16 protein-coding genes are annotated in these 18114 nt (G+C 65.0%); 6 read left to right on the forward strand and 10 right to left on the reverse strand.

Features of this window, described 5'->3' with window-relative positions:
* Positions 1–2: 2 nt before the first annotated feature.
* On the reverse strand, positions 3–1421 hold the full coding sequence (locus ACVWW6_RS23270) for a circularly permuted type 2 ATP-grasp protein (RefSeq protein WP_028175426.1): 1419 nt from the start codon (positions 1419–1421) through the stop codon (positions 3–5).
* 277 nt (positions 1422–1698) lie between these two features.
* Here ACVWW6_RS23270 and ACVWW6_RS23275 point away from each other — a divergent pair, with 277 nt between their 5' ends.
* The 3 genes from ACVWW6_RS23275 to ACVWW6_RS23285 all read left to right on the forward strand — a co-directional run bounded on the left by ACVWW6_RS23275 (position 1699) and on the right by ACVWW6_RS23285 (position 3752).
* Positions 1699–2436: a competence/damage-inducible protein A gene (locus tag ACVWW6_RS23275; RefSeq protein WP_011088357.1), complete on the forward strand. Its 738-nt coding sequence runs from the start codon at positions 1699–1701 to the stop codon at positions 2434–2436.
* Positions 2437–2474: 38 nt separating this feature from the next.
* Positions 2475–3002, forward strand: coding sequence for a xanthine phosphoribosyltransferase (gpt, locus tag ACVWW6_RS23280; RefSeq protein WP_028175425.1), 528 nt, complete (start codon positions 2475–2477; stop codon positions 3000–3002).
* A gap of 132 nt (positions 3003–3134) precedes the next feature.
* Positions 3135–3752 carry a hypothetical protein gene (locus tag ACVWW6_RS23285; protein WP_011088355.1) on the forward strand — a complete coding sequence of 206 codons (618 nt, stop codon included), beginning with the start codon at positions 3135–3137 and terminating at the stop codon, positions 3750–3752.
* An 18-nt stretch (positions 3753–3770) separates the two neighbouring features.
* Here the strand turns inward: ACVWW6_RS23285 and ACVWW6_RS23290 are convergent, their stop codons facing one another.
* Entirely contained in the window at positions 3771–4793 is a 1023-nt protein-coding gene (locus ACVWW6_RS23290; RefSeq protein ID WP_456681438.1) for a methionine synthase, read from the reverse strand.
* Positions 4794–4902: 109 nt separating this feature from the next.
* Between ACVWW6_RS23290 and ACVWW6_RS23295 the strand changes: the two genes are divergently transcribed.
* The 3 genes from ACVWW6_RS23295 to ACVWW6_RS23305 all read left to right on the forward strand — a co-directional run bounded on the left by ACVWW6_RS23295 (position 4903) and on the right by ACVWW6_RS23305 (position 7349).
* Positions 4903–5604 (forward strand): glutathione binding-like protein, encoded by a 702-nt coding sequence (locus ACVWW6_RS23295; protein WP_456681439.1) that lies wholly within the window; start codon positions 4903–4905, stop codon positions 5602–5604.
* 159 nt (positions 5605–5763) lie between these two features.
* The gene (locus ACVWW6_RS23300) at positions 5764–6372 is read left to right on the forward strand and encodes a DsbA family protein (RefSeq protein WP_456681440.1); all 609 of its coding nucleotides are present in this window, start codon (positions 5764–5766) and stop codon (positions 6370–6372) included.
* Positions 6372–7349 carry an NADPH:quinone oxidoreductase family protein gene (locus ACVWW6_RS23305; RefSeq protein WP_456681441.1) on the forward strand — a complete coding sequence of 326 codons (978 nt, stop codon included), beginning with the start codon at positions 6372–6374 and terminating at the stop codon, positions 7347–7349. The genes ACVWW6_RS23300 and ACVWW6_RS23305 overlap by 1 nt, the downstream gene beginning before the upstream one ends.
* A gap of 107 nt (positions 7350–7456) precedes the next feature.
* On the opposite strand, the gene ACVWW6_RS23310 is transcribed toward ACVWW6_RS23305, so the two are convergent.
* The 8 genes from ACVWW6_RS23310 to ACVWW6_RS23345 form a co-directional block, all read right to left on the reverse strand.
* Entirely contained in the window at positions 7457–8347 is an 891-nt protein-coding gene (locus ACVWW6_RS23310) for a crotonase/enoyl-CoA hydratase family protein (protein WP_011088350.1), read from the reverse strand.
* Between the two features lie 149 nt (positions 8348–8496).
* The gene (locus tag ACVWW6_RS23315) at positions 8497–9918 is read right to left on the reverse strand and encodes an amidase (protein WP_456681442.1); all 1422 of its coding nucleotides are present in this window, start codon (positions 9916–9918) and stop codon (positions 8497–8499) included.
* A gap of 2 nt (positions 9919–9920) precedes the next feature.
* Positions 9921–11084: a M20 aminoacylase family protein gene (locus ACVWW6_RS23320; protein ID WP_060908089.1), complete on the reverse strand. Its 1164-nt coding sequence runs from the start codon at positions 11082–11084 to the stop codon at positions 9921–9923.
* 13 nt (positions 11085–11097) lie between these two features.
* Entirely contained in the window at positions 11098–12603 is a 1506-nt protein-coding gene (locus ACVWW6_RS23325; RefSeq protein ID WP_304547416.1) for a M81 family metallopeptidase, read from the reverse strand.
* A 252-nt stretch (positions 12604–12855) separates the two neighbouring features.
* A complete protein-coding gene (locus tag ACVWW6_RS23330; RefSeq protein ID WP_271612051.1) occupies positions 12856–14505 on the reverse strand; it encodes an ABC transporter ATP-binding protein in 1650 nt (549 codons plus the stop codon).
* Positions 14506–14662: 157 nt separating this feature from the next.
* Entirely contained in the window at positions 14663–15550 is an 888-nt protein-coding gene (locus ACVWW6_RS23335; protein WP_011088345.1) for an ABC transporter permease, read from the reverse strand.
* A gap of 19 nt (positions 15551–15569) precedes the next feature.
* Positions 15570–16511, reverse strand: coding sequence for an ABC transporter permease (locus ACVWW6_RS23340; RefSeq protein ID WP_028175416.1), 942 nt, complete (start codon positions 16509–16511; stop codon positions 15570–15572).
* A 217-nt stretch (positions 16512–16728) separates the two neighbouring features.
* The gene (locus ACVWW6_RS23345; protein WP_456681443.1) at positions 16729–17859 is read right to left on the reverse strand and encodes a M20/M25/M40 family metallo-hydrolase; all 1131 of its coding nucleotides are present in this window, start codon (positions 17857–17859) and stop codon (positions 16729–16731) included.
* Between the last annotated feature and the right edge of the window lie 255 nt (positions 17860–18114).

The following is an 18114-nucleotide window of genomic DNA, read 5'->3' on the forward strand; positions in this document are numbered from 1 at the left end:
GACTACTCGTCCAAAATCCAGGTGTCTTTGGTGCCGCCGCCCTGGCTCGAATTCACCACCAGGGAGCCTTCCTTCAGCGCGACGCGTGTGAGTCCGCCCGGCACGATCGTAGTGCTCTTGCTGCCGGTCAGCACGAACGGCCGCAAGTCGACATGGCGCGGAGCAAGGCCGGTGGCCGTACAAGTCGGGCAGGTCGAGAGCGCCAGCGTCGGCTGCGCGATGAAGCCTTCCGGCTCGCGCTTGAGCTTCTCGCGGAACGCTTCGATGGTCGCTTTCGTTGCGGCGGGGCCGATCAGCATGCCGTAGCCGCCGGAGCCGTGCACTTCCTTGACGACGAGCTCGCTCAGATTGTCCAGCACATAGGCGAGGTCCTTCGGCTCGCGGCAGCGCCAGGTCGGCACATTCTTCAGGATCGGCTCCTCGCCGAGATAGAACTTCACGATGTCAGGCATGTAGGAGTAGATCGCCTTGTCGTCGGCGATGCCGGTGCCGACCGCATTGGCGAGGGTGATGTTGCCGGCCGCGTAGGCCGACATCAGCCCGGGCACGCCGAGCACGGAATCGGGGCGGAAGGTGAGGGGGTCGATGAAGTCATCGTCGACGCGGCGATAAATCACGTCGACCCGTTTCAGCCCCTCGGTCGTCCGCATGAACACTTCGTTGTTCTTGATGATGAGGTCGCGGCCCTCGACCAGCTCGATGCCAAGCTTGTCGGCAAGGAACGAGTGCTCGTAATAGGCGGAGTTGTAGACGCCCGGCGTGAGCAGGGCGACCGTCGGCTCGCCCGAAGCGCCTTGCGGCGCGACCGAACGCAAGGCCGCGAGCAGTTCGTCCGGATAGCGCTCGACCGGCGCCACCCGGTGGCGGGCGAACAGATCCGGAAACAGCCGCATCATGATCTCGCGGTTTTCCAGCATGTAGGACACGCCCGAGGGCGTGCGCGCATTGTCCTCCAGCACGATGAAGTCCTCGGCGTCGACCCGGACGATGTCGATGCCGGCGATGTGCACGTAGACGTCGTGCGGCACCTGCTGGCCGTTCATCTCGGGGCGGAAGACCGGGTTCTGGAAGATCAGATCGTCGGGGACGACCTCGGCGCGGAGGATGTCGCGGCCGTGATAGATGTCGCGCAGGAACATGTTCAGCGCGCGCACGCGCTGCTTCAGGCCCTTCTCCAGCAGCGCCCATTCCTTGCCCGACATGATCCGAGGGATCACGTCGAAGGGGATGAGGCGCTCGGTCGACTCGGATTCGCCGTAGACGGCGAAGGTGATGCCGATCCGGCGGAACAGGAGCTCAGCTTCCTGGCGGCGATATTCGAGCGCCTCGGGAGGCGTCTCCTTGAGCCAGCGAGCCAGCTCCTGATAGGCGGGGCGAAGGTCCCCGCCGGGAATGTTCATTTCATCAAACGCGACTGCCATAGATCCCGACTTGTCCCCGCAAGGCGTTGCGCCATTGGACAGGTCGTCAGGCCTTGGTGAAGACCGCAACGTCCTGGCCATGCGGCAAGAGTGCATGACTTTCAGGTGGTAGCAAGGGGCGGGCCAGCGCGATAAGCATGGACTGGCAGCATTTACCGGGGATGGCCGGCGGCTTGCCTGAAAAAATGGCTGAGGACTGCTTATTTCGGCAGCAAAACCGCGTGACTTCAACGCGTTACCTCGGCAAAGTCGGCGCTACAGGTGAGGGACTTAAGGCATGAGCGAGATCGTCACGGCGGGCATTCTGGTCATTGGGGACGAAATCCTGTCCGGCCGGACCAAGGACAAGAATATCGGCTTCATTGCCGAATACCTGACCAATATCGGCATCGACCTGAAGGAAGTCCGGGTCGTCTCCGACGACGAGGACGACATCATCGCCGCATTGAATGCACTGCGGCATCGCTACACCTATGTCTTCACCACCGGCGGGATCGGGCCGACCCATGACGACATCACCGCCGACAGCGTCGCCAAGGCGTTCGGCGTCGGCATCGACCATCACCCGGAGGTGGTCGCCCGTTTCCGCGAGCGCTGGAGCGAGCAGGATCTCAACGAGGCCCGCCTGCGCATGGCCCGCATCCCCGACGGTGCCGAGCTGATCCAGAGCGCGACCATCCTCGCGCCCGGCTTCAAGATTGGCAATGTCATCGTGATGGCGGGCGTGCCCTCGATCATGCAGGCGATGATGGACATCGTCTCGCCCAAGCTGAAATCGGGCGTGCGCATGCTCTCCGAATCGGTCCGCGCCAATGCGCGGGAAGGTGACATCGGCAGCCCGCTGCGGGCGATCGCCGCCGCTCATCCCGACACCATCATCGGCAGCTATCCCTTCATGGACGAGGACTCGAAGCCGAACACCAATCTGGTGGTGCGTTCGCGGGATGCGGATAAGCTCGCCGCAGCCATGGCCGCGGTGAAGGAAATGCTGGCAGGATTGAACATCACCCGGTAGCAGAAAGGCCGCCGGACGACGATTTGCAGGAGAGGATGATGGGCGGTGAAGCACCGGAACTGAGCGCGCAGGAGCGGGCAGGCAAGGCCTTTCCGGTCTCATGGGACCAGTTTCACCGGGACTGCCGGGCGCTGACCTGGCGGCTCAACGAGGTCGGTCCGTTCCACGCGGTGATCGCGATTACCCGCGGCGGCCTGGTGCCGGCCGCGATCGTGGCCCGCGAGCTCGGCGTGCGCGTGATCGACACGGTCTGCATCGCCAGCTACGACCACAACAAGCAGGGCGAGCTTCAGGTCCTCAAGGGCATCTCGGAAGCTGCGATGAAACTCGGAGGCGGCACCGGCAAGGGGCTCCTGATCGTCGACGACCTCGTCGACACCGGCAAGACAGGCAAGCTGGTGCGCGAGATGCTGCCCGATGCGCATTTCGCCACGGTCTACGCCAAGCCGAAGGGGCGCCCGCTGGTCGACACCTACATCACGGAGGTGTCGCAGGACACCTGGATCTTCTTCCCCTGGGACACCGCGCTGTCCTATCACCCGCCGCTCCGCGACGGGGCGGCGTGAGGGACGGAGTCATTCCGGGGCGATGCAAGGCATCGAACTATGGTGCGCAATTGCGCACCAGGGAATCTCGAGATTCCGGGTTCGGTCCTGCGGACCGCCCCGGAATGACGTCAGTTTAACGGGCGTGCACCCATGCCCCTGCAAAATCGCGTCACGCCGACCGGCGAGATCATCGCCACCCCGCATCGCGGAATGTTCACCGGCAATCGCGGCATCATCCACGATCCCGCGACGAAGACGCTTCTGAAGAAGCGCTGGTCGTCGCCGGCCTGGATTACTTGCCTCTGCGAATTCCGCGGCTGGCGGCGCCCGGTGATGGCGCGCCGGAGCTGGACCGAGCTGTTCTTCCTCGACGAAGCCACCTCGTTTGCCGCGGGCCATCGGCCGTGTTTCTTCTGCCGCCGCGACGATGCCAGGCGCTTTCGCAGAGCGTGGGAAGCGGGGAATGCTGCAAGCGACGTCAGCGCGAAGGCGATCGACGCCGCGCTGCATCGCGAGCGCCTTGATCGCGGCAGGAAGCAGCTGCACGCGCTGCCGATGTCGCTGGCAGAATTGCCCGACGGCGCGATGGTGCAGCAGGGCGAGGAGAGTTTTCTGGTGGCGCGGGGCAGGGCGCTGTTGTGGTCGCCGGCAGGCTATGCGGCAGTTAACCGCGAACTCGCCGAAGCCAAGCTGCTGACGCCGCCTTCTACGCTGCGCGCAATCGTCGCCGGCTATCGGCCTGCGTTGCATCCGACAGCGCGCAGCTAGCGCAGCGGCTTACCGTCATCATCCCAGCTTCTCGCGCGCCATTGCGGCACCTGCGCCGAGCGCCATCAGCTTGGCTTCGGCGATCTCGCGCCGCATCGGCGCCATGCCGCAATTGGTGGTGGCGATGATGTTGCTCTTGGGCACGAATTTCGACACCGCGTCGATCACCTTCACGACGTCCTCGGCGGTCTCCACCGTGTCGCTGGCGACGTCGATCACGCCGGCCTGCACGATCTTGGTCTTGAGCAGCGCGAGCAGGTCGAGCGGCACCTTGGAATTGCGGCACTCGATCGCGACCTGCTGGATCGGGCTCGCGTCGATCGCGGGGAAGATCTGCTCGTACTGCCGCCACTGTGCGCCGAGCGTCTCCTTCCAGTCGGTGTTGGCCTTGATGCCGTAGCCGTAGCAGATGTGCACGGCGGTGGCGCAGGTCAGCCCCTGCGCGGCGCGCTCCAGCGCCTTGATGCCCCAGTCGTTGACCTCGTCCATGTAGACGTTGAAGGCAGGCTCGTCGAACTGTACGAGATCGACGCCGTCGGCCTGGAGCGCCTTGGCTTCCTCGTTGAGCAGCTCGGCGAACGCAAAGGCCATCTTGACGCGGTCGCCAAAGTAGCGATCGGCAATCGTATCGATGATGGTCATCGGGCCGGGCAGGGTGAATTTCAGCTTCTTCTTCGTGTGCGTGCGCGCCACGCGCGCCTCAAAGGCATGGACGCGGCCCTTGAGCCGGAGCGGCGCGACCACCTGCGGCACCATCGCCTTGTAGCGGTCCTTGCGGATGCCCATCTCGACCTTGTGGGCGAAATCGATGCCGTCGATCTTCTCCAGGAAACCGTGCACGAAATGCTGGCGGGCCTGCTCGCCCTCGGTGACGATGTCGATGCCGGCGTCCTCCTGGATCTTCAGCCAGATCAGTGTCGCGTCCCGCTTGGCGCGGAGCAGCTCATCGCCTTGCGACTTCCAAGGCGCCCAGAGCATGTTGGGCTCGGCGAGCCATTCGGGCTTCGGCAAGGAGCCGGCGATCGTGGTTGGAAACAGCATGGCGGCTCTCCCGGCAGGTTATGTTGCGCCTCTTCCTGCCATGTCTTAACGTCGAGGTACAGAACAACAAAAGTCGCTCTCTATTCCAGCGGCGACGACAGGGAAGGCGATGATCGAACTCTATTATGCGCCGACGCCGAACGGCTGGAAAATCTCGATCATGCTGGAGGAACTCGGGCTCCCCTATTGCGTGAAGCCCGTCAACATCCGCGCGGGCGAGCAGTTCAACCCCGAGTTTCTCGCGATCAGTCCGAACAACCGTATTCCCGCGATCGTCGATCACGAACCCGTCGATGGCGGCGCACCGTTCTCGGCCTTCGAGACCGGCGCGATCCTGATCTATCTGGCAGAGAAGACCGGCCGTTTCCTGGCCGGAGATTTGCGCGGCCGCTCCACCACCATCCAGTGGGTGATGTGGCAGATGGCGGGGCTCGGGCCCATGCTCGGCCAGCACGGCCACTTCGCGCTCTATGCGGCCGAGAAGATCCCTTACGCGATCGAGCGGTACCGCGACGAGGCGGCGCGGCTCTACGGCGTGCTCGACCGGCAGTTGGCCAAGACCGGCGCCTATGTCGCCGGCGACTATTCCATCGCCGACATCGCCTGCTTCCCCTGGACCATGACCCACAAGGCGCAGGGCTTTACGTTAGACGACTATCCGAACGTGAAGCGATGGTACGCCGAGGTCCGTGCCAGGCCGCCGGTGCAGGCGGGGCTCGCGATCGGCAAGTTCGTGAAAGAGCCGTTCGACGAGGAATCACGCAAGATCATGTTCGGCCAGCGTGCGAAGGAAGTGTTGGGAAAGAAGTAGTAGGCTGCACCCGTCATTCCGGGGCGGCGCGAAGCGCCGAGCTAAGGTGCGCAATTGCGCACCTGAGAATCCATCGGGCCGCAATAAAACTGGTGGAATGGATTCCGGGTTCGCGCCCAAAAGGGCGCGCCCCGGAATGACAAGAGCAAAGGAAACGCCATGATCGAATTCTTCTTCGACTGTTCCAGCCCCTGGACCTATCTCGCCTTTCACAACATCCAGCCGCTGGCCAAGGAGCTCGGCGCGGAGATCGTCTGGCGGCCGATCCTGGTCGGCGGCATCTTCAACACGGTCAACCCGAGCGTCTACGCGCAGCGGGAAAAGCCGGTGCCGCTGAAGGCACGCTACATGAAGAAGGATCTCCAGGACTGGGCGCGCTCGGCCGGCCTGTCGATCAAGATGCCGCCGACGGTGTTTCCGGTGAACAGCGTCAAGGCGATGCGCGGCTGCATCTGGCTGGGTCGGGATATGGTGCCGTTCGCGACCGCCGTGTTCGAGACCTATTGGAGCGGCGACAAGGACATCTCGCAGGACACGGTGCTCGCCGAGATCTGCAGGACGGTTGGCATCGATGAGCAGAAATTCTTTGCAGGCATTTCGGAGCAGGGGATCAAGGACCAGCTCAAGGCCAACACCGAAGAGGTCGTCGCGCGCGGCGGCTTCGGCTCGCCGACGATCTTTGTCGATAAGACCGACATGTATTTCGGCAATGACCGCCTGCCGCTGATCCGCGAGGCGCTCAAGCGCCGCAGGGCGAGCGCGGCCTGATGGTGCGCGCTGTCGTCTGCCGCGAGTTCGGCGCGCCCGAAAGCTTGCTGCTGGAAGAGTTTCCCTCGCGTGCCCTGAAGCCGGGCGAGGTGCGCGTCGCGATCCGCGCCGCCGGGCTGAATTTTCCGGATGTACTGATGGCGGCCGGGGAATATCAGCTCAAGCCGGAGTTGCCGTTCACGCCCGGCATGGAGGCCGCCGGCGACGTGACCGAAGTGGGCGCGGAGACGAGGGGCGTTGCCGTCGGCGACAAGGTGATCGTGAAGATGCGCCACGGTGCTTTCACCGATGAAGCGGTCGTCGCGCCGTCGCAGCTCACGCCGATGCCGTCCACCTTCGATTACGCGGAGGCTGCGACCTATCTCGCCGGTCACGGCACCGCCTATCACGCACTGATCGACCGCGGCCGCGTCGAGCCCGGAGAAGTGCTGCTCGTGCATGGCGCCGGTGGCGGCGTCGGCCTTGCCGCCGTCGAGATCGGCAAGATGCTGGGCGCGACCGTGATCGCGACCGCCTCCAGCGACGAGAAGCTTGCGATTGCCAAGGCACGCGGCGCCGATCATCTCGTGCGTTACGACCGCGAGCCGTTTCGCGATGCGGTCAAGCGCATCACCGACGGCCGCGGCGCCGATGTGGTGTTCGATCCCGTCGGCGGCGAGGTGTTCGAGAATTCGATGCGCTGCATCGCCTGGGGCGCGCGGCTGCTGGTGATCGGTTTTACGGGTGGCATCGGCTCGGCCAAGACCAATCTCTTGCTGATCAAGGGCGCCAGTGTACTCGGCGTGCGCGCGGGCGAGGCCGTGCGGAAAAATCCGGCGCTGGGCGAGGTGCGCCTGAAGGCGCTGCTTCAGTGGGCGGAGGAAGGCAAGCTGCGCCCCAACGTCTCGCACCGCCTGCCGCTTGGGGATTACGCGAAGGCGATGCGGTTGCTGATCGACCGCAAGGCGATCGGTCGCGTGGCGCTGGTGATGGAGTGACGGTGCCGTAGGGTGGGCAAAGGCGCCTCTTGCGCCGTGCCCACCCTTTGTCACTAGCCGAAACCAGAATGGTGGGCACGCTTCGCTTTGCCCACCCTACGAGAGCGCTATTTGTACTCCCGCTCGGTCCACCACGGGAAATAATCCGGCATGTCGCTGGACACCTTGTTCTTGAACTGCGCCGGACGCTTCTCCAGGAACGACACCACGCCCTCCTTGACGTCGTCCGAGCGGCCGCGGGCGTAGATGCCGCGGCTGTCGACCTTGTGGGCTTCCATCGGATCGTCCGCACCCATCATGCGCCACATCATCTGCCGGATCAGCGCCACCGATACCGGCGCGGTTTTCGCCGCGAATTCCTTGGCGAGCGCGCGGGCGGTCGGCAAGAGATCATCCGGCGGCACCACCTTGCTGACGAGACGCCCCGCAAGCGCTTCCTGCGCCGGGAAGACGCGGCCCGAATAGCACCATTCCAGCGCCTGCGAGATGCCGACGATGCGCGGCAGGAACCAGCTCGAGGCGGCCTCGGGCACGATGCCGCGCTGGGAGAACACGAAGCCGAAGCGGGCGGCGTCGGAGGCAATGCGGATATCCATCGCGAGCTGCATGGTGACGCCGATGCCGACGGCAGGGCCGTTCACCGCGGCAATCACGGGCTTGAGGCATTTGAAAATACGCAAGGTCACCTGGCCGCCGCCGTCGCGCACCTGCGGATCGCTGTAATCGACCTTGCCGTCGGCGAGGCGCTTGACGGGACCGCGCCGCGCGTCGCGATCAAACGTGTCGGCGCCGGAAGAGAGGTCCGCGCCTGCGCAAAAACCACGGCCGGAGCCGGTGACGATGATGGCGCGGACGTTGTCGTCCTTGTCGGCGGCATCGAACGCGTCGATCAGCTCTGCTTGCATCTGCGCGTTGAAGGCGTTGAGCTTGTCGGGCCGGTTCAGCGTGATGGTGAGGATCTGCTCGGCGACCTCGTATTTGATCGTCTCATACGCCATGGGTTATTTCCTTCCTTTGTTTCTTATTCTCTCTGTAGCACGTCATTCCGGGGCGCGCCTCTTGGCGCGAGCCCGGAATCCATACTCACGATGGTGGTTATGGATTCCGGGCTCGTCGCTTCGCGACGCCCCGGAATGACGGAGGATATTCAGCGTGCCGGCGGCTTCGGCCAGGGCCGCTGCGGGCCGCGCAAGCCCTCGAAGGCCTTGGCCATGCCGAGCACGCCGATGTCGTCGAAGCGGCGGCCGACGATCTGCACGCCGATGGGAAAGCCGTTGGCGTCGAAACCGCCGTTGAGGGAGACCGCAGGGTTCTCCGACATATTCCACGGCACGGTATAGGCGATGTGCTCGAACGGCCTCATGGGATCGTTGGTCGGCGACGCCCAGTCGGCCGGATAGTTCACGTTCGGTGCGGTCGGCGAGATCACGTAGTCGAGCTCGCAGAACAGCTTTGACGCCGCGGCGCGGATCGCCATGGTCTCGTTGAAGCCGCGGATGACATCCACACCCGAGAGCTTTGCGCCGGATGCGCCCCATTTGAAGATGTAGGGCAGCACCTTTGCCTGCTCGGCCGGCGTCAGCTTGGACAAATCGTCCCACATCCGCGCGCGCCAGAAATTGTCGAGGCCGTCGAGCATCTCGCGGGTCAAAATGCCGTCGACCTCGGTGACGACGCTACCTGCGGATTCGAACGCCTTTGCGGCTTTCACGGCAACGTCACGGACCGGCCGTTCTGCCGGCAGCCCGACGCCGGCATCGAGCATCAGGCCGATGCGCAGCTTTCGCGGAGACTTCTCCGGCCCTTTCCAGTTGAGGGGTTCGGCGGGCAGGCTCATGCCGTCGCGCCGGTCGGGCTTTGCGATCGCGCTCATCATCAGCGCGCAATCGTCGACGGTGCGGGTCATGGGGCCGGCGACGCGGCCGACATAGGTGGGGTCGATCGGTACGCGGCCGAAGCTCGGCTTCAATCCGACGAGGCCGCACCAGCCCGCGGGCAGGCGCACCGAGCCGCCGATATCGGTGCCGAGATGCAGGGGGCCGTAGCCGGCCGCCGCGGCGGCGCCTGCACCGGCACTGGAGCCGCCGGGATTCTTGGAGAGTTCCCAGGGGTTGCGCGCGAGCGCGTGGAAGCTGGAGAGCCCGGAGGACAGCATGCCGTAATCGGGCATGGTGGTCTTGGCGAAGATGATCGCGCCGGCCTCGCGCAGCCGCGCGGCGGGCGGGGCGTCCTTCTCGGCCGGCACGAGCTTGACGCTGGCCGCCCCCAGCGGCACCGGCACGCCCTTGGTCGCGATGTTGTCCTTTACCGTGACAGGCACGCCGTCGAGCGGGCCGGACGGCTCGCCGCCGGTCCAGCGCGCGGTCGAGGCCTTTGCGGCCTCGCGCGCGCCGTCGGGGTCGAACGCATAGAGCGCCTTGAGGTGCGGCTCCCACGCGGCGACGTGCGTGAGCACGTCCTCCAGCACCTCGCTCGGCGAGAATTGCTTGGCGCGATAGCCCGCGATCAGATCGACCGCGGAGAGATCGTGCAGCGAGGTGACCGCCTCTTCGACACTCTTTTTATGCATTGCTAAACGACCGGCATGCGCGTTTCGATGATGCGGGCGAACATGCTGGCGCCGATCGGCAGGATCTTGTCGTCGAGCACAAAACCGGGATTGTGCACCGGCACCGAGCCGTCATGGCCGACCCAGAAATAGGCGCCGGGAATGGTCTCCAGCATGTCGGCAAAATCCTCGCTGCCCATCTTCGGCTGGGTGCGGGTGATCACCTTGGCGGGGTCGACGACGGTGCGCGCCACCTCCTCGACCACCTTGGACTGCTCGACCTGGTTGACCAGCACGTTGAAGGTGTCGCGGATGTCGACGTCGATCGCGCACTGATAGGCGCTCGCGATGCCGGCGCAGATGGTGCGGATGCGTTCGCTGACCAGGGTGCGGATTTCTTTCGAGAAGGTGCGGATGGTGCCGCAAAGATGCGCGTCGCCGGGAATGACGTTGTAGGCGGAGCCCGCATGGATCTGGGTGATCGACACCACCGCAGCCTGCAGCGGCTCGACGTTGCGGCTGACGATGGTCTGGATCGCCTGCGCCAGCGTGGTTGCGATGATCACCGCGTCCTTGGAGCGTTCGGGCATCGCGCCATGCGCGCCATAGCCGGTGATGCGGAGGTCGAAGAAGTCGGCGCTGGCCATCGCCGGACCGGGCAGGATCGCGATCTCGCCGTGGTTGAGGTCGGGCGCGTTGTGCAGGCCGTAGAGCTCGTCGCACGGAAACTTCTCGAACAGCCCGTCCTTGATCATCGCGCGGGCGCCGCCGAGGCCTTCCTCGGCCGGCTGGAAGATCAGGTGCACGGTGCCGTCGAAGTTCCTGGTCTCGGCGAGATAGCGCGCGGTGCCGAGCAGCATGGTGGTGTGGCCGTCATGGCCGCAGCCGTGGAAGCGGCCGGGGATTTTCGAGCTCCATTTCAGATTGGTGTTCTCTTCCATCGGCAGCGCGTCCATGTCGGCGCGCAGGCCGATGCGCTTGCCGCTCGACCCCTTGCCCTTGATGACGCCGATCACGCCGGTGCCGCCGAGGCCGCGATGCACCTCGATGCCCCAGCCCTTCAGCTTGTCCGCAACGATGCCGGAAGTACGCACTTCCTCGAAGCCGATCTCGGGATGGGCGTGGAGGTCGCGCCTGATAGCGGTGAGTTCGTCGGCATAGCCGTCGATGCGGTCGATCGTGGGCATGTGTTCTGTCCGGTTAGCGTGAAGGGGGATTGAAAGCGGGGCCGTTCGGCTTGATGCGGATGCCCGGGCGCAGCTTCGTCCAGGGTAGAGAGGCGGTATCGGCCGGCATCGCGCCGGGGGCGGCGCAGATCATCAGCTGTTCCGCGATCGGCTCGAAATCGGCGCGGAAGTGCACCGAGCTCTTGTTGACCAGGATCTTCTGTTCGGTCGGCTCGATGCCGACATAGCGGTACATCGCCTGATCGGCGAGCTGCGCCTTGTGCGAGGAGACGACGACACGAACGTCGCCGATGCGCAGGGCCGCGGAAGGACCCATCTCCATCTCGCGGCCGCCGTAATAGGGGCCTGGCGCAATGAAGCGGCCGTCGGACAATTTTTCGACGACGAAGGTCTCGCGATAGGGCTCGTCGCCTGGAATGCCGGACTTGCCGCCGAGCGACAGCGTCACCGTGGCGCCGACACCGGCCGCATGGGCGGCCTTGGCCGATTCCGGATCGTAGATCGCGCCGGTCGCGGCGCTGGCCTTGTTGCGCACCAGCGCGCGCAGCATGCCGGTGGTGTCGGAATCGCCGCCGGCGCCGGGATTGTCCTGGGTGTCGGCGATGATGATCGGCTTGCTGGCGCCCTTCGCGAGTTCCATCGCATGGCGCACGCCGTCGTCGGGCGACCAGATCTTGCCGTCGAAATCGTCCTCGTGGCTTTCGATCAGCTTGACGATCGCATCCGCGGCGCGATCGGCGTCGGCTTGCGTCTTGCCATAGGCGAACACGCTCGGCCCGCAATCGCGGAAGTCGGCGGCGGGGAAGCCCGGCGCGAAGGACAGCGTCGGAACCCCGTCGCTCTCGAGCGCGGCGAGCTTCTCGTAGATGCCCTTGGTCGGCTGGTCGTTGGTGCACTGCCAGCTGATCGGGATCAGGAACGGCAGTTGCCGGAAGGCTTTCGCAAAGCGCTGCTTGGTCTTCAACAGCAGCGCGAGATGTCGCGCCGAGGCGCGGCCCGTCTCGGCCATGTCGACATGCGGATAGGTGCGGTAGGCGATCAGCGCGTCGGCATGCCCGATCATCGCGGGCGTGACGTTGGCGTGAAGATCGAGGCTTGTGACGAGCGGAACATCCTCGCCGATGACGCGGCGTACCCGTGCCAGGATTTCGCCTTCGCCGTCGTCGAGATGCTCCGTCACCATCGCGCCGTGCAGGTCGAGATAGACGGCGTCGATCGGGCCCGCGGCTGCGATGCCGTCAACCATCACCCTCACGATGCGCTCGAACGCATCCTTGGTGACATGTGCGGAGGGGCTCGCGCCGCAGGCGATGGTCGGAATGAGTTCCCAGCCGTTGGCTTCGGCGCTGTCGACGAAACCGGCGAGTCCGACATTGATGCGGCGCATTACCTTCAGCACGTCGGCACCTTCAGTCATCGTCGGCCAGCCGCCGCCATGCTGGAAGTCCGCGAATGTCGCCTTGGTCGGGGCGAAGGTGTTGGTCTCGTGCAGGAAGCCGCCGACGGCGATACGTGTCATCAATTCAAGTCCAGTCGATTGAAAGTGCGCGCGCTAGCCTTCGACGTTAGCCTTGCCCTTGCGGCGAGAGCAAGGTGAGAAGCAATCGCGCCGTGCATAGGGTCAGATCGTTTTGGGAATGCTGCTCCGCAGTCATTCCGGGGCGCGCCACTTGGCGCGAGCCCGGAATCCATCATGCGACAGAGTCTGCGGCCTGATGGATTCCGGGCTCATCGCTTCGCGATGCCCCGGAATGACGAGGAGAGAGTGGAGTTACGCCGTCGCCACCAAGCCCTCCGACACCGGCCGGAAGTTCGCAAAGTCCCAGCCGCGGCCGGGGGCTGCCTCCAGCAGGGCCCTGGTGTAGGCCTCCTTCGGATGCGTCAGCACTTCGGCGGCGGGGCCCTGTTCGACGACGCGGCCGTGCTGCATCACCACGACCTCGTCGCAGATTTGCGCTGCGACGCGCAGATCGTGGGTGATGAACAGGATCGCGATGCCGAGCCGCTTCTGGATCTCGTCGAGCAGTTCCAGCACCTGCGCCTGCACCGAGACGTCGAGCGCGGAGACCGCTTCGTCCGCGACCAGCACGTCCGGATCGAGCGCGAGCGCACGCGCAATCGCGATGCGCTGGCGCTGGCCGCCGGAGAACTGGTGCGGATAGCGTGACACCGCATCGGCCGGCAGGCCGACCAGCTCGAGCAGCTCGCGGGCGCGCTTCATCGCGTCGGCATGCGAGACGCCGTAATTGATCGGGCCTTCCGCGATGCTCTCGCCCACCGTGATGCGCGGGTTGAGCGAACGGTAGGGATCCTGGAACACGATCTGGATCTTCTGCCGGTGCGGCTGGAGCAGGCGACGCGAGATGTCGGAGATCTCGCGACCGGACAGGCGCACGCCGCCGGAGGTCGGGTCGATCAGGCGCACGATGCAGCGTGCCACCGTGGACTTGCCCGAGCCGCTCTCGCCGACGATGCCGAGCGTACGGCCCTTGCGCAGCGTCAGCGTCACCTTGTCGGCGGCGACGACCTCGCGGCCTTTGCCGAAGAAGGCGCGCTCCTTATAGACCTTGCTGAGGTCGTTGGCCTCCAGCACCACCGGTTCCTTGGTCTCGGGCCGCGCCGCGCGCGGCACGAGGCTCGGCACCGCCGAGAGCAGGTTGCGGGTGTATTCCATGGTCGGATTGCGCAGCACGGCGTCGAGCTGACCGGTCTCGACGAGGCGACCCTGCCGCATCACGGCGACACGGTCGGCGATTTCCGCCACCACGCCCATGTCGTGGGTGATGAACAGCACGGCCGTGCCGTGATCGCGCTGGAGGTCGCGGATCAGGGTCAGGATCTGTTTCTGCGTGGTGACGTCGAGTGCGGTGGTCGGCTCGTCGGCAATGAGCAGCTTCGGCTCGAGCACCAGCGCCATCGCGATCATGATGCGCTGGCGCTGGCCGCCGGAGAGGCGGTGCGGGTAGGAGGCGAAGATGCGCTCGACCTGGGGCAGGCGCACCTGCTCCATCATGTCGAGGATGCGCTTCTTCCGTGCCCTGGCATCGAGATTGGTGTGCGCGCGCAGCACTTCGTCGATCTGCCGGCCGACCGGCACGACCGGATTGAGCGCGGTCATTGGCTCCTGGAAGATCATCGCCATCTGCGTCGCGCGGAGCTGGCGCAGCCGGCGGTCGGTCGCGGTGAGCAGCTCTTCGCCGACCAGCTTGACGCTGCCGGCGGTGGGCACCAGCGTGCCCTTCGGCAGCAGGCCCATCGTGGTCAGCGAGGTCACCGACTTGCCCGAGCCGCTTTCGCCGACGAGACACAGCGTCTCGCGTTCGCGCACCTGGATCGAGATGCCGTCGATGATGTTCGCCGCCTTCGGCTTCTTGCCGACGGAAACGACGAGGTTGTTGATGTCGAGAACAGGGTTGGTCATGCCGCAAAACTTTCGCTCGTCATTCCGGGGCGCGCGCTAGTGCGAACCAAGGTGCGCAATTGCGCACCTGAGAATCCATCGGGCCGCAGTACAAGAGGTGAAATGGATTCCGCGCACGCGACTTCGTCGCGCCCCGGAATGACTGAACTCTTGGTCATCACTTCCCCTCCCGCTGCTTCATGCGGGGATCGAGGGCGTCGCGGGCGGCGTCGCCAATCAGGTTGATGCTGAGAATGGCGATCGAGAGCAGGAGGCCCGGCCAGAAGATCAGCGACGGCTTGATCTGGAAGTACTGGCGGCCCTCGGCCATGATGTTGCCCCAGGTCGGCGTCTCTGGCGAGATGCCGGCGCCGAGGAAGGAGAGGATCGCCTCGGTTAGGATTGCAGAGGCGCAGACGTAACTGCCCTGCACGATCAGAGGCGCGATCGTGTTCGGCATCAAATGCCGCCACATGATCTTCGGCAGGGATGAGCCGACCGAGATCGCCGCTTCAACATAGGGTTCCTCGCGCGCCGACAGCACGACCGAGCGCACCAGGCGCGCCACGCGAGGAACTTCGGGGATCGTGATCGCGATCAGCACGGTCCAGATGCTGGCACCGGACAGCGACACCACGGCGATCGCGAGCAGGATGCTCGGCATCGCCATCAGGCCGTCCATGACCCGCATCAGGACGGAATCGACCAGCTTGAAGAAGCCGGACACGAGGCCGATCGCCAGCCCGATGACGATCGACAGGATCGCCGAGCCGACACCGATCAGCAGCGAGATGCGGCCGCCATAGATGACGCGCGACAGCAGGTCGCGTCCGTAGGCGTCGGTGCCGAGCAGGAATTGCGCCGAGGTCGGCTTCAATCGTTGCGACGGCGCGAGCTGGATCGGATCGTGCGGCGCGATCAGCGGCGCCAGAATCGAGATCAGCACGATCAGCGCGAGCAGGACCGTCGCCGTGGCGATGATCGGCGTCGAGGTGAGGAATCCGAAGCGCGGCCGCAGCGGCGACGTGATCGGAATGGACGACTGGGGAAGGGTATCGACCGACATTTTTGTCCTTATCCTTGCCTCAGTACCGGATCCGGGGATCGAGCAGGGTGTAGGCGACGTCGATCAGGAGATTGACGACGACATAGATCAGCGAGGTCAGCAGGATCATCGCCTGGATCACCGGATAGTCGCGCGCCAGCACCGCATCCACGGTGAGGCGGCCGATGCCGGGGATGTTGAACACGCTCTCGGTGACGACGACGCCGGAGATCAGAAGCGCAAAGCCGGTGCCGATGACGGTGATCACGGGCACGGCGGCGTTGCGCAGCGCATGGCGCATCATCACGGCGACTTCATTGATGCCCTTGGCGCGCGCGGTGCGGACATAGTCCTCGCCGAGCACGTCGAGCATCGCCGCGCGCGTCATGCGCGCGATCAGCGCGATGTAGATGAAGGAGAGGGCGCAGGTCGGCAGGATCATGCGCTCGAAGAACGGACCGAAGCCGTTCGAGATGCTCTTGAAGCCCTGCACCGGCACCCAGCGCAGGTCGATCGCGAAGACCTCGATCAGGACATAGCCGACCACGAACACCGGGACCGAGAAGCCGAGCACCGAGAGACCCATCACGAAACGGTCGATCCAGGTGCCGTGCTTCCACGCCGCGATCACCCCCAAGGGGACCGCGACGATGACGGCGAGGATGATGGTCGACAGCGCGATCGAGATCGACGGCTCGACGCGCTGGCCGATCATCTTCATCACCGGCAGGTTGGAGATCAGCGACGTCCCGAGATCGCCGTGCAGCAGTTTGTTCACCCAGGTGATGAACTGCACGATCAGGGGCTCGTTGAGGCCGAGTGAGGTCCGGATGCGCTCCAGCCGTTCCGGCGTCGCGTTGTCGCCGGCGAGGATCGCGGCGGGATCGCCGGGGGTGAGGCGGAGCAGGAGGAAGACGAACAGCGCGACGACGCCCATCACGGGCACGGCGGCGAAGATTCGGCGAAGGAGATATCCGAGCAAGTTGAATCCGTCAGATTAGAGTCAAATCGGCGGCAGCGGTCGTTGCCTGTTCTGCCATCAGCCTAACATTTGAGCAATTCCCGTGCCATCAGGGCCACAGGTTTTGCAGTGCGGCCAGTTATTTTCTTGCGGCGTCATTCCGGGGCGATACGCCAGCATCGAAATCTCGAGATTCCGGGTTCGCGTCTTTCGACGCGCCCCGGAATGACGATTCTAATCACTCCAGCGTGGCCAGCAGTCCGGCCATCAGGCGCCCGCGTTCGACCAGGCTCTCGACTTCGATATACTCTTCGAGCGTGTGGACATTGCCGCCGCGCACGCCCAGGCCGTCGAGCGTCGGGATGCCCATTGCGCCGGTAAAGTTGCCGTCCGAGCCGCCGCCCGAGCTCGCATGCGGCAGCTCGGCGCCGAGCGATCTGGCGATGTCGCGCGCCTTCTCGTACAGCGCCATAGTGCCCGCATCGGGTTCCCACACGGGCCGGGTGACGCCACGCGTCACCTTGAACGCAACATCATTGGTTGTGCCTGACAGCGCCAGCATCCTCTCGACGCCGCGATCGAGATCGGCCTGGCGCTTGGCCATCGAAAGCGCTTCGCCGGTGGCGATCGTAGCAACGCAATTAACCCATTGTCCGCCATGCACGACGCCGACCGAGAAGGTGCAGTCCTCCGTCGTCATCGCATCGATGGCGAGGATTTGCCGCGCCATCTCGCGAATCGCCGAGCGGCCCGCCGACAATGTCGAGCCGGCGTGGCTCGGCCGGCCGGTCGCCTCGAGATTGAATCGCGCGATGGCGTAACGTCCGGTGGTGACGCCGTTGTCGGCACGGCCGGGCTCGGGCACCAGCACGTATTTGTTGCGCGCAGCCTCGGCCTCGATGATGTCGCGTGTCGAGGGCGTGCCGACCTCCTCGTCCGGCGTGAACAGCACGGTGATCGGCAGCGGCGTGGTGAAGGAGGCGCGCGCCAGCTGCCGGATCGCTTCCAGCGAGAGATAGTTGCCGCCCTTCATGTCGCAGATGCCGGGGCCGTAGCACTTGTTGCCCTCACGCCGCCATTTCAGCTTCTCGATGGTACCGACCGGGTGGACGGTATCCATGTGTCCGGCGATCAGGATGCCGGGCTCGCCCTGCTTCGGATGGGGAAAGCGCGCACGGATCACGCCGCCAAAGCCCTGGCGGCCGGCGATGCGTTCGATCGTCGCACCCATGATTGCCATATCCCGCGCTGCGATATCGAGCATGCGGTTCACGGCGCCCGCGTCCCAGGTCGGGCTTTCGCATTCCACCCATCCGCGCAGGCCCTCGAGCATCGCCTCGGAATCGAAGGGAAGATTGGCTGGATTCATCGTAATGTCTCTCAAGCTTCGAAAGATGGAACGCGCATTGCATCGGCGCGGGGCAGGACAAGCGGAGAGCGTTGTAGAGCCAAACCGATCTTTGGGGAGCCCGTGCGCGCGCCGCCTGGGCCTGCAGCGAAACCGGATTGACGCGCTCGGCACTGTCTGCAAGTCTCGAAAAGATAAAGGCATTGCATGAGGTTAGTTCGCCCAAAGAACGAACCGAATGCCCAACCAATAACCTGCCTTTGAACAGTTTCACGT

Source organism: Bradyrhizobium sp. USDA 3311, from assembly GCF_054062495.1.